Annotated in this window: 20 protein-coding genes and 3 tRNA genes; 15 read left to right on the top strand and 8 right to left on the bottom strand. The window is 63.0% G+C overall.

Annotation, left to right across the window (positions count from 1 at the left end; all coding sequences use genetic code 11):
* Nucleotides 1–274 precede the first annotated feature (274 nt).
* The 8 genes from AC1VVK_RS02580 to AC1VVK_RS02545 all read left to right on the top strand — a co-directional run bounded on the left by AC1VVK_RS02580 (nt 275) and on the right by AC1VVK_RS02545 (nt 9,348).
* Nucleotides 275–1,003, top strand: a complete 729-nt coding sequence (locus AC1VVK_RS02580) for an outer membrane protein (RefSeq protein ID WP_482904251.1) — start codon at nt 275–277, stop codon at nt 1,001–1,003.
* 416 nt (nt 1,004–1,419) lie between these two features.
* Nucleotides 1,420–3,027 (top strand): tol-pal system YbgF family protein, encoded by a 1,608-nt coding sequence (locus tag AC1VVK_RS02575; RefSeq protein ID WP_482904250.1) that lies wholly within the window; start codon nt 1,420–1,422, stop codon nt 3,025–3,027.
* Between the two features lie 255 nt (nt 3,028–3,282).
* Complete coding sequence (locus AC1VVK_RS02570; RefSeq protein ID WP_482904249.1) at nt 3,283–3,840, top strand: hypothetical protein; 558 nt, start codon at nt 3,283–3,285, stop codon at nt 3,838–3,840.
* Between the two features lie 37 nt (nt 3,841–3,877).
* Nucleotides 3,878–4,888 (top strand): hypothetical protein, encoded by a 1,011-nt coding sequence (locus AC1VVK_RS02565; protein ID WP_482904248.1) that lies wholly within the window; start codon nt 3,878–3,880, stop codon nt 4,886–4,888.
* Nucleotides 4,889–4,895: 7 nt separating this feature from the next.
* A complete protein-coding gene (locus tag AC1VVK_RS02560) occupies nt 4,896–6,239 on the top strand; it encodes a Dyp-type peroxidase (RefSeq protein ID WP_482904247.1) in 1,344 nt (447 codons plus the stop codon).
* A complete protein-coding gene (locus AC1VVK_RS02555) occupies nt 6,236–7,660 on the top strand; it encodes a dihydrolipoyl dehydrogenase family protein (RefSeq protein ID WP_482904246.1) in 1,425 nt (474 codons plus the stop codon). Before AC1VVK_RS02560 ends, AC1VVK_RS02555 begins: the two co-directional genes overlap by 4 nt.
* Before the next feature lie 178 nt (nt 7,661–7,838).
* Nucleotides 7,839–9,119 carry a glycoside hydrolase family 130 protein gene (locus AC1VVK_RS02550; RefSeq protein ID WP_482904245.1) on the top strand — a complete coding sequence of 427 codons (1,281 nt, stop codon included), beginning with the start codon at nt 7,839–7,841 and terminating at the stop codon, nt 9,117–9,119.
* A 154-nt stretch (nt 9,120–9,273) separates the two neighbouring features.
* Nucleotides 9,274–9,348: transfer RNA gene (locus tag AC1VVK_RS02545), tRNA-Glu, on the top strand.
* A 719-nt stretch (nt 9,349–10,067) separates the two neighbouring features.
* Here the strand turns inward: AC1VVK_RS02545 and AC1VVK_RS02540 are convergent.
* The 3 genes from AC1VVK_RS02540 to recJ all read right to left on the bottom strand — a co-directional run bounded on the left by AC1VVK_RS02540 (nt 10,068) and on the right by recJ (nt 12,158).
* A tRNA-Glu gene (locus AC1VVK_RS02540) sits at nt 10,068–10,142 on the bottom strand.
* 36 nt (nt 10,143–10,178) lie between these two features.
* Nucleotides 10,179–10,253 (bottom strand) — tRNA-Glu (locus AC1VVK_RS02535).
* A gap of 105 nt (nt 10,254–10,358) precedes the next feature.
* Nucleotides 10,359–12,158, bottom strand: a complete 1,800-nt coding sequence (gene recJ / locus AC1VVK_RS02530; protein WP_482904244.1) for a single-stranded-DNA-specific exonuclease RecJ — start codon at nt 12,156–12,158, stop codon at nt 10,359–10,361.
* Between the two features lie 192 nt (nt 12,159–12,350).
* On the opposite strand from recJ, the gene AC1VVK_RS02525 reads away from it, so the two are divergent.
* The 3 genes from AC1VVK_RS02525 to AC1VVK_RS02515 all read left to right on the top strand — a co-directional run bounded on the left by AC1VVK_RS02525 (nt 12,351) and on the right by AC1VVK_RS02515 (nt 14,263).
* A complete protein-coding gene (locus AC1VVK_RS02525; protein ID WP_482904243.1) occupies nt 12,351–12,824 on the top strand; it encodes an NAD(P)H-dependent oxidoreductase in 474 nt (157 codons plus the stop codon).
* Nucleotides 12,825–12,936: 112 nt separating this feature from the next.
* Entirely contained in the window at nt 12,937–13,707 is a 771-nt protein-coding gene (locus AC1VVK_RS02520) for a hypothetical protein (RefSeq protein ID WP_482904242.1), read from the top strand.
* 91 nt (nt 13,708–13,798) lie between these two features.
* Nucleotides 13,799–14,263, top strand: coding sequence for an AHH domain-containing protein (locus AC1VVK_RS02515; protein WP_482904241.1), 465 nt, complete (start codon nt 13,799–13,801; stop codon nt 14,261–14,263).
* Here AC1VVK_RS02515 and AC1VVK_RS02510 read toward each other — a convergent pair.
* A complete protein-coding gene (locus tag AC1VVK_RS02510; protein WP_482904240.1) occupies nt 14,218–15,168 on the bottom strand; it encodes an NAD(P)H-dependent flavin oxidoreductase in 951 nt (316 codons plus the stop codon). The genes AC1VVK_RS02515 and AC1VVK_RS02510 overlap by 46 nt on opposite strands.
* Nucleotides 15,169–15,369: 201 nt before the next feature.
* On the opposite strand from AC1VVK_RS02510, the gene AC1VVK_RS02505 reads away from it, so the two are divergent.
* Nucleotides 15,370–16,554 (top strand): FAS1-like dehydratase domain-containing protein, encoded by a 1,185-nt coding sequence (locus AC1VVK_RS02505; protein ID WP_482904239.1) that lies wholly within the window; start codon nt 15,370–15,372, stop codon nt 16,552–16,554.
* Nucleotides 16,555–16,561: 7 nt separating this feature from the next.
* Here AC1VVK_RS02505 and AC1VVK_RS02500 read toward each other — a convergent pair whose 3' ends face one another.
* From AC1VVK_RS02500 to AC1VVK_RS02490, 3 genes are all read right to left on the bottom strand, one after another.
* The gene (locus AC1VVK_RS02500; protein ID WP_482904238.1) at nt 16,562–17,062 is read right to left on the bottom strand and encodes a DUF805 domain-containing protein; all 501 of its coding nucleotides are present in this window, start codon (nt 17,060–17,062) and stop codon (nt 16,562–16,564) included.
* Between the two features lie 8 nt (nt 17,063–17,070).
* Nucleotides 17,071–18,363, bottom strand: a complete 1,293-nt coding sequence (locus AC1VVK_RS02495) for an ammonium transporter (protein WP_482904237.1) — start codon at nt 18,361–18,363, stop codon at nt 17,071–17,073.
* A 90-nt stretch (nt 18,364–18,453) separates the two neighbouring features.
* Nucleotides 18,454–19,473 carry a 2-hydroxyacid dehydrogenase gene (locus AC1VVK_RS02490; RefSeq protein WP_482904236.1) on the bottom strand — a complete coding sequence of 340 codons (1,020 nt, stop codon included), beginning with the start codon at nt 19,471–19,473 and terminating at the stop codon, nt 18,454–18,456.
* Nucleotides 19,474–19,554: 81 nt separating this feature from the next.
* On the opposite strand from AC1VVK_RS02490, the gene AC1VVK_RS02485 reads away from it, so the two are divergent.
* On the top strand, nt 19,555–20,055 hold the full coding sequence (locus AC1VVK_RS02485) for an SH3 domain-containing protein (RefSeq protein WP_482904235.1): 501 nt from the start codon (nt 19,555–19,557) through the stop codon (nt 20,053–20,055).
* Nucleotides 20,056–20,138: 83 nt separating this feature from the next.
* On the opposite strand, the gene AC1VVK_RS02480 is transcribed toward AC1VVK_RS02485, so the two are convergent.
* Nucleotides 20,139–21,332 carry an acetyl-CoA C-acyltransferase gene (locus tag AC1VVK_RS02480; protein ID WP_132385497.1) on the bottom strand — a complete coding sequence of 398 codons (1,194 nt, stop codon included), beginning with the start codon at nt 21,330–21,332 and terminating at the stop codon, nt 20,139–20,141.
* Nucleotides 21,333–21,770: 438 nt separating this feature from the next.
* On the opposite strand from AC1VVK_RS02480, the gene AC1VVK_RS02475 reads away from it, so the two are divergent.
* Nucleotides 21,771–22,145: an NADH-quinone oxidoreductase subunit A gene (locus AC1VVK_RS02475; RefSeq protein WP_132385496.1), complete on the top strand. Its 375-nt coding sequence runs from the start codon at nt 21,771–21,773 to the stop codon at nt 22,143–22,145.
* Nucleotides 22,142–22,711: a NuoB/complex I 20 kDa subunit family protein gene (locus AC1VVK_RS02470; protein ID WP_132385495.1), complete on the top strand. Its 570-nt coding sequence runs from the start codon at nt 22,142–22,144 to the stop codon at nt 22,709–22,711. The genes AC1VVK_RS02475 and AC1VVK_RS02470 overlap by 4 nt, the downstream gene beginning before the upstream one ends.

Below are 22,711 nucleotides of genomic sequence, written 5' to 3'. Positions count from 1 at the left end.
GCTGGTTGTTCGAATTATATGACGGTACTGACAGAATGTCGTCATATACTCATATTGACAAGTATATTGTTGAGTATAGGGTCGTTTACGGAATCGACTCTACTTTTATGGGGCCACTTTCTGCGGCTTTGATTATGGATTTGGTTCTGGCTTTAAGTGTATGATAACCGAGAAAGGTTCAGAGATGATCTCCTCGAAAAAAACACTAACTGGCGTGATGCCGCTTTCCGCCACGGTTCTTTGTCTCGGTATTCTGGGACTTTCGGCTCCCGCCATGGCCCAGGACAACCAGACCAGCCCGTGGAGTGGCTTTTACGTCGGGCTCAATGCGGGCGGCGCCTGGAGCAATTCCGACGCAGACTCCGTGCTCACGGTCAACGGTCTCCCCAACGTGCCGTCCAACCCGATTGCGGGCGGAGACGCCTCTTCGCTCAATGGCGCGACTGTGAAGGGCCATCTCGACAGCGGGCACCACAATACCTTCACCGGCGGTGGCGAGGCGGGCTACAATTACGTGCTGAATAACGGCCTGCTGTTCGGCATCGAGACCGACATCAGCTACTTCCGCATTAATCGCAGCAGGACCGAGACGGTACCATCATCGCTCAATCCCGGGGTCACCTATACAGCAAGCCAGAGAGCCAGCACTGACTTCCTCTGGACGCTGCGCCCCCGGATCGGTTACGCGATGGACAAGTTTCTGATCTTTGCGTCCGGCGGCCTGGCGCTGACGGAAGCACATTACGATGCGAGCTTCACCGACAGTTCCTCCACCGCCAATTCGTTCAGCTCGACAAAGAGCTCGACACGGACCGGGTGGACGCTCGGCGGCGGCGCGGCTTATGCGATTACCCCCCAAATCTCGGTGAAGGGCGAATACCTTTACCAGGACTTCGGAACCCAGAGGTCTACGGAGACGTCGCCGAACGGCTATCTCACGCTCGCGACAGATACGAACCTCAAGTCGCACTTGTTCCGCGCCGGGATCGACTATCGCTTCTAAAGCGTAGTCACCGAAGTTTGTACGATAAAAGCATCCGGCTTTGATTGCCTTGGTGGCGTCGCGCCGGATGCATTGGTTTATTGTCCAATAAGCTGCGATGCTGCGCGTCGATAATAGAAGACATGTTCGACACCGGCGTCGCGATTGTTCCCAGGTGGGCTCGTCACCAAAATCCACGCAGTCGTCGGCGGGCAGGGCCTTGTGTTCCTCCCGGAGCAACAGCTTAACATCAATGGTAGTACCACCTTTGCCGATCCTCGAATTAATCGGCATCTGTTTCGCTAACCCGATTTGACAGGTACTTATGATGGTAAGGGTTTATCCCTATTGTGGGGCCCTTTTTAAAATGGAATTCAAGGTATATCGCCGGCTTCTCTGGAAGATTGGCAATTCGCGTCTGGGGGGAACAGATCGTCATGCCTTCACTTCCCAAAAAGAGCGGCTGCGTTATCGATCGTCGAATTCAGTTGTTTGTCGCTTTCCTTCTCGCGAATACCATTGCATTTCCGGCTCATGCACAGACGGCCCCTACGGCGGCCGATGTTGAGCGTATAGAGAAGAAAATCGACGAGCTACGCGCCTCACGCCAAGAAATGCAGCATCAAATTGGTGCGCTTCAGACGCAGATGAATGAATTCGACAGCCAGATCGACACGCTTGAAAAGGATCTCGGTCGCACTTCTCCTGCGCAATCCGTCGCGACAGTACCTGCGCCGAGCGGTAACACCTCTTCGGCCCCCGCAACGCAAAGCAGCGCAGTGGCAACTGCCGGGCCGCCTGACGGGCAAACCGCCAAGGGGTTCAAGGGCTTCATGGAGCGAACGGAACGTGCGGGCACTTATGATCCCAATCTGGGTTTCGTGGTCGCCGACAGCAAGGATGGCTTGCTGGCCGTAAGTTTCACGACTTATGTGCGCTATCTCAACCAGAATGCCCTCGACAGTACTTACACGGACAGCTTCGGCAGGGTTAAGTCCATCGATCTTCGCAATGAAGTTCAGCTCAACAAGGTCAGTCTGAACTTCAAGGGCTGGTTGTTCGATCCGAAGTTCCAGTATCTCCTGTTCGCATGGACGAACAACGCCAATCAGGGCGAGGGTGCCCAGGTCGTCGTGGCCGGGTTCCTGCGCTACAAATTTGCCAATTGGCTGACCGTCACGGGCGGCATCATGCCGCTTCCGACGACGCGTAGCACCAACTGGAGCTTCCCCAACTGGCTCCGTCACGACAATCGCGTCATGGCGGATGAATTCTATCGTGGCTCTTATACCAGCGGCATCGATATTGCGGGAACGATAACCAAGGGTCTCGAATATCGGGCGATGATCGGCAATAACTTGTCGACGCTGGGCGTCAGTTCCAGACAACTCGACAACAAGATGGACACTGTTTCAGGTGCGCTGACCTGGATGCCCACGACCGGTGAATTCGGTAAGAACAACGGTTTCGGTGACTACGATTATCACGAGGAACTGGCGACACTGCTCGCGGGCTACTACACGCAAAGTACCGAGACTGCGCAAGGTCAGCCTTCCGCCGATGAGTTCGAGAATTCGCAGATCAGGTTGACCGACGGTACGCTGCTGTTCAGTCCCGATCCGTTCGGGACCGGTGGCAAGATCGAGCGGGCCCGTTATCGCATGACCAGCATTGATGCCGGCGTGAAATACAAGGGCTTTTCGCTTGAAGGGCAGTGGTACTGGCGCTGGGTAGATAAGTTCAAGACGATTGGATACGTTCCGGTCGACGAGATCTCCGACAATGGCTTCGTGCTTCAAGCCTCGGCCATGCCGGTCAAGGATTTGCTGCAGGTCTATGGAACGGCCTCGAAAATCTGGGGCGCCAACGGAAATCCCAGCGAGTTCGCCGTCGGTGCAAATCTCTATCCTTTCAAGCGACGGGAAATGCACGTGAACCTTGAGGTTCTCAAGCTGAACCATTCGCCGGTCGGTGGCTATCACTTGCCTGTTCCTGTCGGGGGCGACGGCTACGTGTTCCTGACGGACTGGGTCGTGATGTTCTGACCCTGATCGACTGATCTGCCCCAAGAGGAACAGGCCTCGCCCGTGGCCCAGCAGGCAGCCGAACAGGCGCCTTTCTCGGCCCGTTGCCTTTCTCCGGCACGAGGGGCCTAGGCACTCACACCGGCACCAAACGCGGGGTTTCACTTATGTGCCGCTGTCGGGGTGTCGGCTACCTTGCCTCCGCAGTCCGTCTGGGAAAGCCCCCTCCAAGGAGGCGAAATCGAGCCGCGGGCGAGCTGAACGAGGAACCACGTCATGGCAGTCAACGAAGATCCGCTTACGCCGGCCGCACTCGCCATTCCGAAGGAGGGGTATTTCGAACGGGAGGATGGACCCTATGGCCCGCTCTTTCCGAAGACCCCCGCAAACTACGGTTTCTCGATCCTCGGCAAGGTGAAGCCCGGCCGGGAGGAAACGGTTCGCGGCTATGCCAAGACTATCGAGGGGGCGGTTCAGGCGGATCCCACGGTTCTGGCTCCCTTGAAGCTCCATTATCTTCGCTGGATCATGTTCCCCATCGGCGACGATACCTATTTCATGTACCAGGGAATATTCGATACATCGTTCGACAAATATCTGGACGACGCGATTTCCATATTTCTTGCGTCGGGAATAACGACGGTGTTCGTCAATCTCGAAGGTTTTCCGGATGACTGGAGGGAAAACCTGCCCGCGGTCATCCAATATTTTCGGGAGCATCAGGTCCCGAGTTTCCTGGAATACGGCGAATATCCCTACGTCAGCGCGGACGAGATCAAGAAGGCGCTTCGGCTGAAGGCTGCGCTGACCACGGCCCTCGACCAGCTTCAGTAATCGCCCTCCACATCCTCCTGTCGGGAAGGCTCTCCAGATGAGCGAACCAGCTCGCACCTATAACCAGACGCACGTGCCACGGCTCTATACGCCGGGGCGTCGCCGGTTGAGCGTCTATATCTCATGGACCTATCCCGGTGAGGCCGGGCGGGACGTGACCCAGATGGACAATCGCTACTCGACGATGACGGAAGTCCGCCGCGTAACATGGCCGGCATATGAAGCGCCGCGCTTCTCCGATCCGCTCTCCTTCCAGCAGGGAATATCCGGATCGATGGAGCTGTTCTTCTGGGCCTGGATCCCGTTCCAGCAACTGGCCGGAGAGGTTACGGGCCATCAGGTCCCGGTCTTCCAGCGGGTGGATCAGGCGGGCTTCTTCCTGCCTCTGGACGAGCGGGTGCTGGCCGACGTCGATACGCTGCTGATTTTCGGACTGGACCACAACGTCACGGGTCAGGAAGCTACGGTGGCCGAGATCGAGGCCTTGCGCGAGTTCCTGAAGCGAGAAGGGACCTGCCTCGCGATCGGGCCCCATCACGATGTGGGGCGATCGGACGATCCCGCAGTGCGGGCGATGGAATATGCCCATCATGGCGATGCCCTTGTGCCCCGCCAGCAGCGCTTCGGACGCTACACGCTGTCGCTTCTGGAAGGGCTGGGCATTGCGGTTGAGAACCAATTCGCCCTGCGCCCCGCCGTGGTTCCGGGCACCAACAAGATCGCGCCTCTTTCGGTCGATCGCGATCTTGATGCCAAGGGCTGGCTGGAAGGAGTGGAATCGCTCAATTTCCACCTCCATCTGCCCCATTATGCCATTCTTCGCGACGACGGCTCCGCCTGCGTTCTGGCGCGCCAACCGATAGACCTGTCGCGCCCGCACCCCTTCACGGAGGCTGGCGAGAGGGAATTCAACACGCTCGTCTGGGTTCCTCCCAAGGGTGACCGTGCCGGCGACGTGCTGATCGTCGATTCCACCAATTTCAGCACATTGTTCGGCGGCGACGAGAGCCTGAAGCGGTTCTGGAAAAATCTGGCCACGGTCAGTTGAGGTCGACATGAGCCAAGCCACCATCCCGGCTCTGGAGCTTGACGACATCCAGAGCGGTGTCCTGCGTCCGCGCCCTTCGCCCTATGCGGCGGTCTATTTCGCGCTGCGGATCGATGAGGCGGAGGCCGGCCGCGAATTGATGCGGCGCATGGTCGGCGTGGTCACATCCGCGGCAGCGCCGGAACGCGTTGGATACGATACGTTCGTCAGCCTCGCACTGACCTATCGGGGTTTGAAGGCGCTCGGCGTTCCGACAGCGTCGCTCGAGAGCTTCTCGTGGGAGTTCCGGCAAGGGATGGCGGCGCGGGCCAGGGCGCTGGGCGACATCGGCGAGAGCGCTCCGGAACACTGGGAGCAGCCGCTGGGAAGCCCCGATGTCCATGTCATCCTGACCGGTATCGCGCCCGAAAAGGAGCGTCTCGAAGCGGCCATCGCGCGGGCGCGCGAGGCCTTTGCCCAATTGCCGGGGGTCGTCCCGATCTGGCGTCAGGATTGTTATGCGCCGCCAGACCACAAGGAGCCGTTCGGGTTCCGGGACGGGATCAGCCATCCCGCGATCGAAGGCAGCGGCATTCCCGGCGACAATCCCTTGGAGGCGCCGCTCAAGGCTGGCGAACTGGTGCTGGGCTATCGAGACGAGATGGGGCACTTCCCGCCATCGCCGCAGCCAGATATTCTCGGCCGCAACGGCACCTATGTGGCCTTTCGCAAGCTGCATCAGGATGTCGCGGGCTTCCGTCGTTATGTGCGGGCCAATGCTGCCGATCCCGAAGACGAGGAACTCGTCGCTGCCAAGATGATGGGCCGCTGGAGGAGCGGTGCGCCGCTGGCGCTGTGCCCCTTTCATGATGATCCCGCGCTTGGCGCCGACGATGCGCGCAACAACGTGTTCGGTTTCCTCGATGACGATGCCACCGGCTACAAGACGCCGCTCGGCTCGCACGTCCGGCGCTGCAATCCCCGCGATGCCGATGTGGCCGGCGTTGTTCGCCTCCACCGGATGGTCCGGCGAGGCACTGCCTATGGCCCGCTGTTGCCGGAAGGCGTGCTGGAGGACGATGGTGCCGAACGCGGCCTGATGTTCGCTTTCGTGGGCGCGCATCTGGGACGCCAATTCGAATTCGTCCAGTCGGAATGGATCAATAACGGAGAGTTCCTCGCACTGGGCAATGCCCTGGATCCCATCGCCGGGCGGCAGGAGGATGGATCGTTCACCATCCCGAAGCGGCCACTGCCGCGGCGGCTTCGCGGCCTTCCGAGCTTCGTCACCACGCGCGGCGGCGAATATGCGTTCATGCCGGGCCTGCGGGCGCTCCGCTGGCTTGGCGGAGAGACGGGCTACGCCTCATGACGGGCAGCGATGTTGACGTGCTTGTCGTCGGCGCCGGACCCGCGGGAGTCACCGCCGCAACCAGAGCCGCCCAGCTCGGCGCGCGTACCACACTCGTGACCAGCAGCGATTTTGGCGGCATGGCGGCCAATGACGGGCCGGTTCCCGTGCGAACTCTCGCCCATGCCGCAAGGCTGATCCGGGAGGCGTGCCAACTGCCCGCTTATGGCGTGATGATCGGTGAACCGATCCTCGATTACAGCAGGCTGCTCGATCGGACGAAGGAGGTTGTGAAAATGGCGCGGGCGCGCTCGATGTTGCGTGCCCAGGCCGAGGCCGCCGGTGTCACGATCCACGAGCATCTGGGCGAGATCCGCTTCAACGGCGCCCACACTTTGCAGTCTGCGGCGGGCGCCGAGTTCACATCGGACCGCGTCATTCTCTGTTCGGGAGGTGTTGCCCGCAAACTGCGTGTTCCCGGCGCGGAACTGGTTGTGAGCCACAGCGCGGCCTGGTCGCTGGCTGCGGTACCGGCCTCGATGATCGTGATCGGGGCCGGTGCGACGGGTCTGCAGGTTGCCTCCGTGTTCAACGCCTTCGGGGCCCGGGTGAAGCTCTTCAACGCCCGGGGGCGGATCATTCCGACCGAGGATGAGGACGTCTCCGCCGCAGTGGCGACCGCTATCGCGGAAGCCGGCATCGAGGTTCATCAAGACTTCGGCACCATCGACAGGTTCGAGGCAACGCCGGACGGCGTCCGCATGGTCTTTGCGAAGGACGGGCATACGTTCCACGCCGAAGCCACCGTGGCGGTCGCGGCGGTGGGCTGGGTGGTCGACAGTGCCGCATTGAACCTGACCGCAGCGGGCATCGAGATTGATGCGAAGGGCTTCATCCGGGTCGATCAGTATCAAAGGACAAGTGCGCCGCATGTCTGGGCGGCGGGCGACGTGACAGGCGGGTTGATGCTCACTCCCCAGGCTGTCCAGGAAGGATTCGTTGCGGCGACCAACGCCGTGACCAATGCGCAGGTTTCGGCTCGCGAAGAGATCAGCCCGATCGGGAGCTTCACGGATCCGGAGTACGCGCAAGTAGGCCTGAGCGAAGCCGCTGCCCGAAGCCGGCATGACGTGGAAGTGGTGGTCGCACGCTCCGAGGACATGACGCGAGCAATCATTGACGGGCGTACGACCGGGTTCTGCAAGCTCGTGACGGATCGGGCGGATCACCGCATCCTCGGTTGTCACATCGTGGGCGACCGGGCGGTCGATGTAGCCCAGATCGCGGCGGTGGCCATGGCCGGCAGGTTGACCGTGGACGAGCTGGCCCGATTGCCGCTGTCCTTCCCGACTTATGCCGGCATTTTGGCAAGAGCCGCCGCATCGGCGGCATATCGCCTGAATGGCGGCAATCTCGGCCCGGTCGATGCGGGTGGAGTCTAGGACACCCAGCTAGCGCGTCGGCAGCGGCGGGGATTTTGAGGGTGCGATGCATAGGGCAGGGGACCCGGGCCGAGCCGCTGGCATGGGTTTCCGAAGGGCAGCGACTGTGTCACTATTCGCAAGTCGCCCCTTCTGCCGATAAAGTTGCGAGGCCGCATCTGGCCTGTGGGACAGAACGATGGATGTCGATGGCGTCTTCACCCGATACGACCTCACGCTCCGGCCGGATGCGTCGAGAACGGTGCTGCGGCCGTTCACGCCCAGTGATCCCGCGCCCTTCGAGCGCGGCGAAGCGCGACGCGAGAACCACCTCGTACGGGCCATTCTCGAACTGGATGAGGAGCGGTTCGCGTGCGCCTACGATGCCATCGTCGGCTCGCTTCAGGACCGGCACCGCGACGTCGAAGCCTATTTATATAACAGGTATCAGCAGTTACAGGACAAGATCGGGTTGCCGCCCGCATCCGGACCATGCGCGGCGCTGATCGGCGCATATTTTACCCAGGAATACGCATTCCAGTCGGCAGCGCTGTTCAATCCGACCTGCATCGTGATGGACAATCAGTCCAACGTGCCCGACGGCGCGACCCGTCTGTTGTTCGCGCTGCGCGGCATCGGGGAAGGACATGTCTCCACGGTGACCTTCCGGACCGGAACCTGGAAACCGGGCTTTGAGCCCGAGATCGATTCCAGCTCGTCTCGCTGCATACAGCCGAGAGTGGAAGAGGCCGAGGGAGACGAAGTCCACTTCTCGTGGCCCGAACTGGACAACATATCCGACGCGGTCCTCTTTCCGGTCACACCCAGCCAGCGGCAGGGAATCGAAGATCTTCGCCTGACCCGGCTGAAAGGGGAAGACGGTTCCGATGAACTCTATGGGACCTATACCGCCTTCAGCGGTTCGGCGGCGCGGCCCGAGATGCTGCATTCGGCCGATCGTGTAAGATTCGATCTCAGGCCGCTGACCGGCATCTACGCCCTGAACAAGGGCATGGCGCTTTTCCCACGCCGCGTCGACGGCCGCTACATGATGCTGGGCAGGGCGGACAACGAAAGCATCTGGCTATTGCGTTCGGACGAGCTCTATCGATGGGACGAGGGCCAGCGCCTGGCGCGACCCCGGTTCGACTGGGAACTGGTCCAGATGGGCAATTGCGGCCCGCCCATCGAAATCGACGAAGGCTGGCTCGTGCTGACACACGGCGTTGGAGCCTTGCGCACATATTCGATCGGCGCGCTGCTGCTCGACAAGGCCGATCCCGCACGCATTATCGCTCGGACCCCGAAGCCGCTGCTGACTCCGCGCCCGGAGGAGCGCGACGGCTATGTCCCCAATGTCGTCTATAGCTGCGGCAGCGTGGTCGTGGATCGGCATCTGTTGCTGCCCTATGCGGTAGCCGATCAATACACCGCGTTCGCGAGCGCCCCGGTAAGCGACGTGCTCGCCTGCATGCAGTGAGTGGCACGAGGTTGATCGTCGCGCCGTGGATGCCGCATTTCTCGACTGATTTCGGGAACTGACACGAAGAGTTCATTTTATTCGCCGAGAGGGGGTTGACCCCCTGTAGGACCGCCGCTAGAGGGCCGGTCCTGCCTCCGGCACAGATCGGAATGGCCCCTTCGTCTAGCGGTTAGGACGCGGCCCTTTCACGGCTGAAACACGGGTTCGATTCCCGTAGGGGTCACCATCTTGGTGCGTAAATGGAATGGCAAGCGACCACTTGTTTCAGTGGCCGGGACGCGACATTCTCGCGAGAGCAAGAATCCACCCTCCCCGAAAATAATGCGGTGCCGCGTTTGGTCCGTAAGGTCCAATATCCGCTTGGCGGGCAACCACGGCGTTCGAATTCGATCAGATGAGACTTCGGCTTACGGTGAAAGTGATTTGCTTGCCGCAGCCGGATGATGCTTGGCGCGACATCGCTCCGGCCAGCGTATCTGGATTTCAAACGACTTCCAGAACTGACTGGCAGTGCGATCTTCAGGCCCGCCTGCAAACTGAATCTCCGCATGCCACCTGGCAGACCCGGACCTACCCTAGCCATCAGGCGAACGTCGCGACGAAGGCGGCTGGTTGCTTGCGGCACTGACGAAGCGCTTGGCCGCTGCCCGTGATGGGCAGAGATGCAGACGGGGGTGAATTCGATCGGAAAGACGCCCTCAGCCCCGACAGGCACGTACGTTGCCGTGGTCATGCAACCGTTCGGCGGCAGGCGTGGGTTGGCGCGAAAGCGGAGCGAAAGCGGAGCGTCTGAAGTGCTGCGGATTACGCCGGTGCGCCTTCAGGCAAGCCGGTCGGTCTTTACATGAGCCGGATTGCATCCCACCGGAGTGCGACAATTCGCTCGGTTTGCTGAAGCTATATCAGATCAATGCTTGGAAGAGTGGGCCAAACGCCTGAAAATGCTGGTGACCCCTACGGGAATCGAACCCGTGTTTCAGCCGTGAGAGGGCCGCGTCCTGACCGCTAGACGAAGGGGCCGTAAAGGCATTTTGGTCCTGCGCTCGTGCACCAAGATGGTGACCCCTACGGGAATCGAACCCGTGTTTCAGCCGTGAAAGGGCCGCGTCCTAACCGCTAGACGAAGGGGCCATTCCGATCTGTGCCGGAGGCAGGACCGGCCCTCTAGCGGCGGTCCCCCGGGGGGTCAACCCCCTCTTGGCGAATAAAATGAACTCTTCGTGTCAGTTCCCGAAATCAGTCGAGAAATGCGGCATCGTCGACATGGAGTTCGGCTTGCGGGCGGCTGCCCCAGTCGTCGATCTTGGCCCGTCCGGCCAGCCACAGGCGGCGTCCTTGCGAGGCGTGGAGCAGGGCCTGCCCAAGGTCGGTTTCGGCCGCACGGAAGGCCATGGCCTTGAAGCGGCCGCCGTCGTTGCCGCCAACGATCAGGCGGACGTGATCGGCGCCCACCGTATCGGCCTTGATGACACGTACCGGCCCGACTGCCACGCGCGGGCCCGGCCAGCCCATGCCGTAAGGCCCCGCGCTTTCGAGCGCCTCGACCAGATCGGGGGTGAGGCCGCCAGGTGCGAGCGCCAGATCCAGCAGCATCGACTGGTGGGCGCTGGCCGCCGCAACGTCGGCGCCAAGGCGCGAATCGAGCCATTCGGCCAGTGCGTCCAGCTTGTCGGCCGCGATCGTGAGGCCGGCCGCCATGGCATGGCCGCCGCCCGCCACCAGCAGGCCCGTCTCGCGCGCGGCGATGATCGCGGCGCCAAGGTCCACGCCCGAGATCGAACGGCCCGAGCCTTTGCCGTTGCCTGCCTCGTCGGCGTCAAGGGCGATGACCAGCGTCGGCTTTCCGGTCTTTTCCTTGATCCGTCCGGCGACGATGCCGATCACCCCGGGGTGCCAGCCGGCACCCGCGACAACGATCACGGCGCGGTTGTGCTGGGCCGCAAGCTGCGCTTCGGCGGCTTCTTGAACTGCCTGCTCGATGGCGCGGCGCTCGTCGTTGAGGCGGGATAGCTGGGCGGCGATCGTGCCCGCTTCTTCCGTGTCCGTGGTGGTGAGCAGCCGCACGCCCAGCGTCGATTCGCCGACGCGACCGCCTGCATTGATGCGCGGACCCAGCGCGAAGCCGAGGTCGGAGCAGGTGGGCGCGCGATTGAGGCGGCTTGCGTCGATCAGCGCCGACATGCCGATATTCTCGCGCTTGGCCATGATCTTGAGGCCTTGCGCCACCAGTGCGCGGTTGAGGCCGTGGAGCGCGGCAACGTCGGCCACGGTGCCAAGTGCGACAAGGTCGAGCAGGGCGAAGAGATCGGGTTCGCGGCGCGTTTCGAAGAAGCCCTTGCGGCGCAGGGCGCGCACTGTCGCCACGGCCAGCAGGAAGGCGACCCCCACGGCTGCGAGATGTCCGTGCCCGGCGGCGAGTTCGCTCTCGTCCAGACGGTTCGGATTGACCAGCGCCATGGCGCGCGGAAGCACGGCGGAGCACTTGTGGTGGTCGACCACGATCACATCGACACCGGCGTCATTCGCCATGTCCAGCGCCTCGTACGCCATGGCGCCGCAGTCGACCGTGACGATCAGGCTCGATCCCTCGCCGGCGATTCGCACGAGCGCCTCACCGCTGGGGCCGTAGCCTTCGAGCAGACGGTCGGGAATGTAATAGCGCCCGTCATGGCCGAGCCCGCGCAGCAGCAGGATCAGCAGCGCGGCGCTGGTGGCGCCATCGACGTCGTAATCGCCGTAGACGGTCACGGTCTCGTTCGTCAGCACCGCTTGGGCAAGGCGCTCCGCGGCGGTGTCCATGTCGCGGAATTCCGAGGGATCGGGCAGGAACGAGCGCAGCGAAGGACTGCGGTGCCGCTCCAGATCCTCACGCGGGACGCCGCGCGAAAGCAGCAATTGGGTGACGATATCGTCGCCAAGACCGCCTCCGAAGCCGGAGCCGGGCTCCGAAAGGTCCATATTGCCGCCGCGCCAGCGCCAGGACTTGCCGGAGAGCGAACGGTCTATGCCGAAGACGGATGCGGGTCTGGATGCCATGCAGGGCGGTTATACCAGCCAGTGCCCGGCGGGAAGCCCGCGCACTCATTCAGGCGGGATTGCCTGCATTGGGCACTAGGGAGCGGCGGCGATGCGCGGTATAGTTCCACGGATAACGGAGAGGAAGCGGCCATGACCAGATCCACGGAGCGTCCGGTGCCCCTGCTCGCGGTCACGGAGGGAGGCTGAGCGATGCTGGCGATCATCTGGCACAGCCGCACCGGCGCGGCACGGGCGATGGCGCTCGCCATTGCCGAAGGCGCGGGCAGGGCGTCCTTTCTGCTTCCTGCAGTCGAGGCGATGCCGGCCATCCTGATAGGCGCGACCGGCTACGTTTTCGTTTGTCCGGAGAACCTTGGTTCGATGTCCGGACAAATGAAGGAAATGTTCGACCGCTGCTACTATCCGATGCTCGGCCGGGTGGAGGGGCGGCCCTATGCCACCGCGATCGCTGCCGGTTCCGACGGTGCCGGGGCGCAGGCGCAGATCGAGCGGATCGTTACCGGATGGCGGCTCAAGCGTGTGGCGCCGCCGCTGGTGGTTCGGCTCGGCGCGCAGACGCCGCAGGAAATTCTGGCGGAGAAGACAGTTTCGCCGGTCGATCTCGATTCTTGCTGCGAATTGGGCATGGCTTTCGCGGAAGGGCTTGCACTCGGCATTTACTGAGGCCTTCATGTGCTTCCAGGGTATGGTTAATGTCCGGTCGCGGGGCGACGATTGAACGGATTCGACGGGGGGCAAATTGATGTCAGGTGCTGGGGTGGAAACAGATGATCCGGTGAGCTTCGACTTTCGTGGTGCGGAACGACGGCCAGGCTCTTCGGTCACGGGCGTCTCGCTGCTGTTTTCGGCGGGGAAACGCCCCTCGGCGGAAGACATCGAAAGGCTGCTTGGCGGGGGCGAGGGCAGTGCTCCGGCGGCCCGGATTACCCACAAGCCGCCGCGCGAGCAGGGATGGCTCGAACTGCTGTCGAGCGGGCTGACATTTGACCTGTCGGGCCTTGCGCCCGCTAATCCGGCATCCGGTGCGGAAATTCGCCACGCCTACGGTTTCGATGCGGTGCCTGAAATGGGCGCTTTGGAAGCGGTCGAGATTGTACCGGGCGGCCACATCGCAGGGGGCAGCACGATGCTGCCGGTCGTGCGTACCTTGGCCGGTCTGGCGGCCGATCTTGCCCTGCAGCTACCGGTAAGCGCGGTGGCGTGGCATTCCGCGGGTACGGTCATGGCGCCAGGCTATTTCGCGCGCATGGTGATGAACTGGCTTGGCGGCGGCGCTTTTCCTGTGCTGGGCTTGACCGCATTGGTACCGGCAGAGGACGGCAGCATCGCCAGTCAGGGGCTCGCTGCGTTTTCCGGACAGGAATTCCAGCTCGAAGCGGCCGAGGGGGAGCGGGGGGGCGACACCGTCAAGCTCGCGATCCGGGTGGTGGACCATATCGTACGCCATGGCCCGCTGACGACGCCCGGCCCTATCGACGGCGCGCCCGGCCTTTTCGCGGAGCCGTCGCAGGTCGGCAAGGTGGTGTGGATCTGGCGCCAGAATTGACAGGATCATTGACGGGATCGGCCGGGCACTGCGAGAATTCCTGTCTTTCCGAGCGGTCAACCGCAGGCATCAGCCAGACTACGATCCCGGTTTGCAGCGACATCATCTGCTGCCGCGCGAACTGCTCGGGCGCAGGCCGTTCGCGCGCATGTTCACGACTCTCGGCCGGGAAAGCCTGCGCTTCGAGGATTTTCGCGATAACGGATTGCTGCTGCCCTGCGATGAGCGGGCGGCCCTGCGCATGGGGCTGCCGCTCCATCGCGGGCCGCATCACCGTTACACCGAGCTTGTCGTTGAGCGCGTGGCGCAGATCGAGGCGCAGATGCGGCTCGATCTTTTGCGCCGCGCGTTGCGGCGGCTGTTGCTGGCGCGGCGGGCCACACGCCCTTTGCTGAACCGTCACGATCCGCTTGGCCATGGTCTCGATTTCTCGGACCTTGACGCTCTGGCGGATCTGCTTTGGGACGGGACGGCCTTGCCGGCTCGGCTGCCTGTCCCGTCCGTATTGCCTCAGGCGATGCCGGTGCGGGCGCGCAGCTCCGTCTTGGCCGACTGATACTGCGCGTCCAGTGCAGCGACGAGATCGGCCACCGGCTCGATCCGTTCGATGGCGCCCACGCCCTGACCGGCGCCCCAGATGTCCTTCCAGGCCTTGGCTGCGGTATTGCCGCCCGAACCGAAGTCCATCTGCCCCTTGTCGCCTTCGGGCAGATTGTCGGGATCGAGGCCGGCGGCGACGATCGAGGCGCGCAGGTAGTTGCCGCGAACGCCCGTGAACAGGCTGGAATAGACGATATCGGTGGCGTGACTGTCGACGATGCCTTGCTTGTAGGCGTCGGTCGCGTTGGCTTCGGTCGTGGCGATCCACGGGCTGCCGACATAGGCGAAGTCCGCGCCCATGGCTTGTGCCGAGAGGATCGAGCGCCCGCAGGCGATCGCGCCCGACAGCGCCAGAGGCCCGTCGAACCACGCGCGGATTTCCTGCATCAGGGCGAAGGGAGACTGGGTTCCGGCGTGTCCGCCCGCGCCCGCTGCAACCGCGATCAGCCCATCGGCGCCCTTTTCGACGGCCTTCTTCGCAAACCGGTCGTCGATCACATCGTGCATGACCAGTCCGCCCCAACTGTGAACGGCCGCGTTGACTTCCGGGATCGCGCCCAGCGAGGTGATGACCAGTGGAACCTTGTGTTTTTCGAGCATCTTGAGGTCTTCCTCAAGTCGGTTGTTGCTCTTGTGGACGATCAGGTTGACTGCGAAAGGCGCCGTGCAACCCTCTGTTTCTTCGGAAATTTGGTGCAGCCAGTCATCGAGCTGACTGGCGGGGCGGGCATTGAGCGCGGGAAAGCTCCCGACGATTCCCGAACGGACCTGGGCGATCACCAGTTCGGGGTTGGAGACGATGAACATCGGGGCGGCAATCACGGGAAGGCGCAGGTTCGCGAAAAGCGCAGGCAGGGTCATGTCTCGTCCGTTTAAGTGATCGATTAAATCGTGGCATAATCGGACGCCCGCGCCGTGTCGAGGGCGTGGTAGCGCCACGGCGTTACTGCAAGTGGGCAAGGGCCTTGGTGCGTGACCTCGATGCCTCACGATGTAATAGACAGCACTGTCGACTAGTAACAAGGCCATTGCGAATGGCCCGCAAAGGAGAGGAATTTCGTCATGGCTGATGCCACATCGACAACGGGCGCCACGCTCGATTGCTCGGACATCGATCAGTATCTCGGCAAGGTCATCGATTCCTCGCCGATCCGCGAGCCGCTCGGCAACAACGACATTCGCCGCTGGGTGCAGGGGATGCACTATCCCAACCTGCTCCATTTCGACCCAGCTTATGCTGCCGCGAGCCGCTTCGGCCGTCTCGTCGCGCCGCAGAGCTTCCCGATCGTCATGGACGACGGCCATGGCACCGCGCCTTCGTGCATGGGCTGCATTCCCAACTCGCATCTGCTCTTCGGTGGCGATGAGTTCTGGCACTACGGGCCGCGCATTTTCGGCGGCGATGTCGTTTCGAACGAGCGCATTCCGTTCGATTACGTGGTCAAGAACACCGGCTTTGGCCCGACCTGCTTCCAGCGCGGGGACAATTTCTACCGCAATCAGAACGGGGAACTGATCGCGAAGCAGCGTTCGACCGCGATCCGCTACCTCGCGTCCGCCGGCGGTGACACTGTCAACACGGCAGAGTTCGATGAACCGGAGTGGACCGACGAGGAACTGGAGAAGCTGGAAGAGCGCAAGTTCGCGTGGATCCAGATGCTTCACGATCTCGGCCATGGCGAGCGCTGGTGGGATGACGTGCAAGTCGGCGACCATCTTCCCGAGCGTGTTATCGGTCTCCACACCGTCGCCAGCTTCACCACCGAGTGGCGTTCCTATCTCTTCACCACCTGGGGCACGCTCGACCGCCGTGAACTCGATCTTGCCGCGCTGGGCTTCACGGCAGAGATGGCAGGGCACGAGAACGACCCGCATATGGAGCGGATCAATCCCGAACTGACCGACGGCGCCTATATCGGCCCGTCGCGCGGGCACCTCTTCCCGAAGTATGCGCGCAAGATCGGCATGCCCCGCGCTTACGGCTATGGCGCTTCGATGGGTGCCTGGGTGACCGATTATCTGGCGGGTTGGGCCGGCGAATGGGGCATGGTGGTCCATTCTACCGCCAACTATCGCGGTCCTGCGCTTTCGGGCGACATCACCATCCAGACTGCCGAAGTGGTCGACAAGATGGTGGACGAAGAGGGGCGTTACCTCGTACAGGTCAAGCACAAGATGATGAACCAGAAGGGCACGCTCATGTGCGCCGGCGTGGCCGAGATCGCCCTGCCGAAGAAGCCCGGCTGACGACCCTTCAGGCTGTTTCCGGTCCGGATGCGGGAGGCGTTATCGCCCTCGGATCCGGACCGAAACGGTTCGTACCGCGCGTTCCGGGGATGCAGACCAGCGCAAGGCAGACAAGCGCGAATGCAGGAAACAGCAGCCAGTCGAGATAGCGCGTAACCGCTTCGACACTGCCGCGCGCATCCCAGCCTGCCGTCAGGGTCACGAGGTCCAGAGACAGGTTTTGCAGCGCAAGGATCGGGACTGGCAGGGTCCACAAGCCGCTGAAATTCAGGTCGTGCGCGCGCCGGACGAACAGCGCGAAGCAGGGCAGTACGATCAGGGCGGGAATACCCAGCCGGGCCCATTTCAAGGCATCGCCTGACAGAAACAGTGATGCCGTTCCCGACAGTAGCAGATTGAGCAGGATCAGGCTCACCCCACATGCCAGCACTTCGGCGCGACTTGCGCGACCGGCGGCACTGAAAGTCAGGCGCAGCGCCCGGGTGCCGTATCGAAGCCAAGTCTTCATCGTATCGTTCATGTGGCGGGGCCGATCCCGTGGCTGCTGAAGTCGAGCCCGTTGCGTTCGGCATGTTCCGACATGCGCATCGGGAAGAGGACCGAGGCCATGAGTGCGGCGATGGTGCTCGCGACGGTCGCCCAGAGGACCACGGCGCCAAGGCCCAAGGCCTGCGCGAAGATCTGCGAGATCATCGTATGACCGCGGGCATACCCGGTCCCGCCGAAGGATGGGCTCAGGAACAGGCCGAGAAGGAGGGTTCCAATCATGGCGGGAAGCCCGGCTATCGCAAAGATGCCAAGAGTGTCATCGATCCGTGCGCGGGCGAGTAATCGCAGTCCCTGCCGTGCCGCCAGGGCTCCGAGAATGCCCAGCAGCAGCGCGGCACCGGGCGATATGTATCCGGCGGCGGGAGCGACGGCGGCAAGGCCGGCGATCACGCTTGAACCGAGGCCCGACGATCCGATACGGCCGTGGCTCAGGCGGTCGGCGGCAAGCCAGGTGAATACGCTCGCGGCCATGGCGACATGCGCATTGATCGCGGCGGCGGCTGCGCCATCGGAAGCGCCAAGGGCCCAACCTCCGCAGAGGCCAAGGCCGCCGATCCAGACCAGCGCGCTGCCGACCAGTCGCAGCGGGATGCCGCCGTTGCCGTCACGTTCACCGGGATAATCGAGACGGCGACCCATCATCACCGCGACGACGAGCGAGGACGCACCCGTCGCGACGAAGATGGGCAGACCGCCGCTCCAGTCGAACGTGCCGACTGAACTCGCCAGCCAGCCTCCGCCCATGACCCAGTGCGAGATCGGCGCTGCGGCCATAAGCGACCACAGCGCGCAGAACAGCACGACCCATCCGAACCGCGCGCGCTCGGCCCAGGCGCCCGTCATCAGCACGGGAGCCAGCGTTGCCGCGACAAGCTGGAAGAGAACGAAGGCGCTTTCGGGAATGGCGGTGCCTGCGCGCACGGCGCTCAGCCGGATCAGCATCCAGGCATTGCCGGCGCCGATCCAGCCGCCCGATACGTCACCGAAGGCCAGCGTGTAGCCAACCACCGTCCAGATCAGGCTGACGACGGCAACGATGGCGAGGGTTTGAAACAGCACGGACATGCCGTTTCCCGCGCGCACCCGCCCGGAATGGAGCAGGGCTATGCCGGGAAGCGCGGCCAGTAGTACAAGCGCGGCGGCGGCAAGCAGCCATGCGGTATCGCCGCTGTTCACCGCATCATGCAGCGATTGCGCCAAGGCAGGGCGCGGCAGTGCCGCAAGCAAAGTCGCCACGGTAACCGTGCCGCGCGTGTTCATCGAACCATTCCCCCCGAAATGGACCGGCCAGAAAGCCGGGCCCCGGGGAGGACTTAGAGCAGGAAAAGGTTACGAGACAAGTTACCGCGCCTAGGGCAAGTCGGGCAGGACCTGATCGGGCGGGCGGTGGCCGTCGACCCAGAAGCGGATATTGGCGATGATCCGCTCACCCGCTTCGCCGCGGCCCTCGAAAGTTGCGCTGCCGAGATGGGGAAGGGCAACCACATTGGGGAGCGCGAGCAGCCTCGGGTCGACGCTCGGCTCCCGCGCGAAGACATCGAGCCCCGCGCCGGCGATCCGGCCTTGGGTCAGCGCGTCGATCAGGGCGTCCTCGTCCACCAGTTGCCCGCGCCCGGTGTTGATAAGGCAGGCGCCGGACTTCATCAGGGCAAGCCTGTCTGCATCAATAAGCGGCGCACCGCCGGGCAGGGCGGGGCAATGGAGCGTCAGAATGTCACTTTCGGCAATGAGGCGCTCCAGATCCGCTTCGAACCGGGCGCCGAACATGGTCTCCAGAGCGGACGGGAGACGGCGGCGGTTGTGATAGACCACCTCAAGGCCAAAGGCGCGGGCGCGATGGGCAACGGCCTGACCGATGCGTCCCATTCCGACGATCCCGAGTCGCTTGCCGGAGAGCGCGCTGCCAAGCATCGTGGACGGCGCCCAGCCTTTCCATTGGCCGTCGCGCAGAATGGCCTGGTTCGCGCCGAATCGCCGCATGGTGAAGAGAATGAGCGCCAGCGTGAGATCGGCAGTGTCGTCGGTGAAGACACCCGGTGTATTGGTGACGACGATGCCCCGCGCTCGTGCGGCATCGACATCGATATGTTCTGTTCCGGCGCCGAAGTTCGCGATCATGCCGAATCGCGGATCCGCCTGCGCGATCAGTTCGGCGTCGATGCGGTCGGTCACCGTGGGGACGAGCACGTCGCATTCGCGCATCGCAGCGGCAAGCGCGTCGCGCGTCATCGGTGTGTCGTCGGCATTGAGAACCACGTCGAACAGTTCGGCCATGCGCGTTTCGACCCCCGGCAACAGGCGCCGTGTGACGATAACGCGGGGGCGTCCACCAGGGCGATGGGCCAGATCTGTCTCGGTAACCAGAGTCATCACGGGAATGGGCTAGGCCGTCCACAGGCGGCGGGTCAAGCAGCCTTGAAGCGGTGCCCGGGGGCAAGGTATGAGTGGGGCATGTCTCAAGGAAAATCGTTCCGCCTGCGCGCGGTTGCCTGCGCCGTCATTGTCGGTGCATTCGCCGGCTTTCTCGCGGTGCCGGCTTCGGCTGCTGATGAGGGCAAGGTTCCCTATTGGGCGTCAATCGATGCTGACCTCGCGAACTTGCGCGTGGGGCCGGGGGAATCGTACAAGATCGACTGGGTCTATCGCCGCGAGCACTTGCCGGTGAAAGTGATCCGCCGTGAGGGGCCGTGGCGTCTGGTTGAGGATCCCGACGGTACGCAGGGCTGGATGCGCGACCTGCTGCTTTCGCGTACGCGCTCGGCGATGGTCCGCTCCAAGGGCGTGATCGAGATGCATGCCGAACCGCGCGGCTCCTCGCCGATGCTCTGGCGGGTCGAGCCGGGCGTCGTCGGACTGCTGGGCGAGTGCAAGGAGGGCTGGTGTCCGTTCGATATCGCCGGACATAAGGGTTTCGTCGAACAGGAGGACCTCTGGGGCGCGGGCACGCTCTGAGATGGATACCCCAACCTGCTGATGACAAAGAAAAACCCCCGCCGTTTCCAGCGGGGGTTTCTTCTTGAGAGCTTGTATTGCGATCAGGCCAGTTCGATCGCCACGGCCGTTGCTTCGCCGCCGCCGATGCAGAGCGAGGCAACGCCCTTTTTCAGGCCCTTTTCCTTCAGGGCATTGATAAGGGTGACGATGATGCGGGTGCCCGAAGCACCGATCGGGTGGCCAAGGGCAGTGGCGCCGCCGTGGACGTTCACCTTGTCATGCGGGATGCCAAGGTCATGCATCGCGAACATGGCGACGCAGGCGAAAGCCTCGTTCACTTCGAACAGGTCGACGTCCGAAAGCTGCCAGCCCACTTTGTCCATCAGCTTGGTGATGGCGCCGACCGGAGCCGTGGTGAACTTCGCGGGCTCCTGCGCATGGGCGGCAACGCCGACAACGGTGGCGACCGGAGCGAGGCCCTTGGCTTCGGCCACGCTCTTGCGGGTCATCACCACGGCAGCAGCGCCGTCCGAGATCGAGCTGGAGGTGGCGGCAGTGATCGTGCCGTCCTTGGCGAAAGCGGCCTTGAGCGTGCGGATCTTGTCCGGGTTGCCCTTCGGCGGCTGCTCGTCGGTGTCGATCACCAGATCGCCCTTGCGGGTCTTGACGGTGACGGGAACGACTTCGTCCTTGAACGAGCCGTTGCTGATCGCTTCCTGCGCGCGGCGGAGCGACTCGATCGAGTAATCGTCCTGATTTTCGCGGGTCAGCTGATACTCGTCGGCAGTGACCTGCGCGAAGGAGCCCATCGAGCCGCCTTCATAGGCGTCTTCAAGACCGTCGAGGAACATGTGATCGTAAAGCGTGTCGTGGCCGGCGCGGGCGCCCGAACGGTGCTTCTTGGACAGGTACGGCGCATTGGTCATCGATTCCATGCCGCCCGCGATGATCACGTCGAGCGAGCCCGAAGCGAGTGCCTCTGCGCCCATGATCACCGTCTGCATGCCCGAGCCGCAGACTTTATTTACAGTGGTCGCCTGCACCGACTTGGGAAGACCGGCCTTGATCGCCGCCTGACGGGCAGGGGCCTGGCCGAGGCCGGCGGGCAGCACGCAGCCCATATAGATGCGTTCAATGTCGTCACCGGCGACACCGGCGCGCTCGACGGCGGCCTTGACCGCGGTTGCGCCGAGGTCGGTTGCCGACACTTCGGCGAGCGAGCCTTGCAGACCGCCCATCGGAGTACGGGCGTAGGAAAGAATGACGATAGGGTCCGAAGCCGAGATCTGGGCCATTATTATGCCTTTCACGCTGGAAAACAGGTATCCTTGGCAGGTGAACTAGTGTTGCGCTGCATCAATTGCAATTGGCGACTCTGGCGATAACGGATGCGACCATGCTCCATCCCCATGGCGTTGGCCTATTGCTGTTGAGCGTCATTTTTCGCAATCTGGCTGCGAAATCTTGCATCTGTGGGGCAGCCCGGCGTTTCTTATGCCCGTTCGGGCAATGCCGCGGGCTTTGCCGGGGTTGCGCTACGCCGCCGTATGCCCGCGATCGGTGTCCCCGTCTCGGCTTATTGCGAACGTGTTGCAATGCAACGAACTTGGGCCGAATATTCCGCTTGGACACCTTGCAGAGGGGGGAGGGCTGGCCTAAGAGCGCCCGCAACGACCGGACATTGTCTTTGGCATGAGTCCGGCTGCCGTAATACCGGTATGAGGCCAGAACCATTGACTGATCTGTCACAATACCTGCCGATCCTCATCTTTCTGGTGATCGCGCTCGCGCTCTCCTCGGTGATTGTGCTGCTGCCGATCGCCGTCTCCCGCCTGACCGGCACCCACAACCCGAGTGCTGACAAGAACAGCGAGTACGAATGCGGCTTCCCCGCGTTCGAAGACCCGCGCAGCCAGTTCGACGTCCGCTTCTATCTCGTGGCGATCCTGTTCATCGTCTTCGATCTTGAAGCTGCGTTCCTGTTCCCCTGGGCCGTTTCGCTCAAGCTGACCGGCTGGGCCGGCTGGCTGACGATGATGGTGTTCCTCGGTGAACTGGCCATCGGCCTCGCCTATGCATGGAAGAAGGGAGCTCTGGACTGGGAATGAGCACGCTCGTTAACTCCGCCGGCCAGCCTCTGGCGCCGGCTGCAAGCCAGGGCGGTGCTGTTACGCCGCCCGATCAGTCCTTTTTCAAGGACCTCAACCAGGAAGTGTCCGACAAGGGCTTCCTCGTCACCTCGACCGAGGAACTGTTCCAGTGGGCCCGTACCGGCTCGCTGTGGTGGATGACCTTCGGCCTCGCCTGCTGCGCGGTCGAGATGATCCACGTGAACATGCCGCGTTACGACATGGAACGCTTCGGTGCCGCGCCGCGCGCGTCCCCGCGCCAGTCGGACGTGATGATCGTTGCCGGCACGCTCTGCAACAAGATGGCTCCGGCGCTCCGCAAGGTCTACGACCAGATGTCGGACCCGAAGTACGTCATCTCGATGGGCTCGTGCGCCAACGGCGGCGGCTACTATCACTACAGCTACAGCGTCGTGCGCGGTTGCGACCGGATCGTTCCGGTCGACATCTACGTGCCGGGCTGCCCGCCGACTGCCGAAGCGCTGCTCTATGGCGTGATGCAGTTGCAGCGCAAGATCCGCCGCGTCGGCGCGCTCGATAGGTAA

This window comes from Novosphingobium sp. BL-S-32, assembly GCF_056857055.1.
Note: the sequence above shows the minus strand (reverse complement) of the source record. Positions and strands in the feature narration are given on the sequence as shown.

Excerpts from the sequence above, each read along its gene's own strand:
- AC1VVK_RS02490 (WP_482904236.1), bottom strand. The coding sequence starts at position 19,473 with ATGACTCTGGTTACCGAGACAGATCTGGCCCATCGCCCTGGTGGACGC.
- AC1VVK_RS02505 (WP_482904239.1), top strand. The coding sequence starts at position 15,370 with ATGGCTGATGCCACATCGACAACGGGCGCCACGCTCGATTGCTCGGAC.
- AC1VVK_RS02495 (WP_482904237.1), bottom strand. The coding sequence starts at position 18,363 with ATGAACACGCGCGGCACGGTTACCGTGGCGACTTTGCTTGCGGCACTG.
- AC1VVK_RS02570 (WP_482904249.1), top strand. The coding sequence starts at position 3,283 with ATGGCAGTCAACGAAGATCCGCTTACGCCGGCCGCACTCGCCATTCCG.
- AC1VVK_RS02510 (WP_482904240.1), bottom strand. The coding sequence starts at position 15,168 with ATGACCCTGCCTGCGCTTTTCGCGAACCTGCGCCTTCCCGTGATTGCC.
- AC1VVK_RS02480 (WP_132385497.1), bottom strand. The coding sequence starts at position 21,332 with ATGGCCCAGATCTCGGCTTCGGACCCTATCGTCATTCTTTCCTACGCC.
- AC1VVK_RS02555 (WP_482904246.1), top strand. The coding sequence starts at position 6,236 with ATGACGGGCAGCGATGTTGACGTGCTTGTCGTCGGCGCCGGACCCGCG.
- AC1VVK_RS02500 (WP_482904238.1), bottom strand. The coding sequence starts at position 17,062 with ATGAAGACTTGGCTTCGATACGGCACCCGGGCGCTGCGCCTGACTTTC.
- AC1VVK_RS02485 (WP_482904235.1), top strand. The coding sequence starts at position 19,555 with ATGTCTCAAGGAAAATCGTTCCGCCTGCGCGCGGTTGCCTGCGCCGTC.
- AC1VVK_RS02565 (WP_482904248.1), top strand. The coding sequence starts at position 3,878 with ATGAGCGAACCAGCTCGCACCTATAACCAGACGCACGTGCCACGGCTC.
- AC1VVK_RS02575 (WP_482904250.1), top strand. The coding sequence starts at position 1,420 with ATGCCTTCACTTCCCAAAAAGAGCGGCTGCGTTATCGATCGTCGAATT.
- AC1VVK_RS02550 (WP_482904245.1), top strand. The coding sequence starts at position 7,839 with ATGGATGTCGATGGCGTCTTCACCCGATACGACCTCACGCTCCGGCCG.
- recJ (WP_482904244.1), bottom strand. The coding sequence starts at position 12,158 with ATGGCATCCAGACCCGCATCCGTCTTCGGCATAGACCGTTCGCTCTCC.
- AC1VVK_RS02525 (WP_482904243.1), top strand. The coding sequence starts at position 12,351 with ATGCTGGCGATCATCTGGCACAGCCGCACCGGCGCGGCACGGGCGATG.
- AC1VVK_RS02580 (WP_482904251.1), top strand. The coding sequence starts at position 275 with ATGGCCCAGGACAACCAGACCAGCCCGTGGAGTGGCTTTTACGTCGGG.
- AC1VVK_RS02470 (WP_132385495.1), top strand. The coding sequence starts at position 22,142 with ATGAGCACGCTCGTTAACTCCGCCGGCCAGCCTCTGGCGCCGGCTGCA.
- AC1VVK_RS02560 (WP_482904247.1), top strand. The coding sequence starts at position 4,896 with ATGAGCCAAGCCACCATCCCGGCTCTGGAGCTTGACGACATCCAGAGC.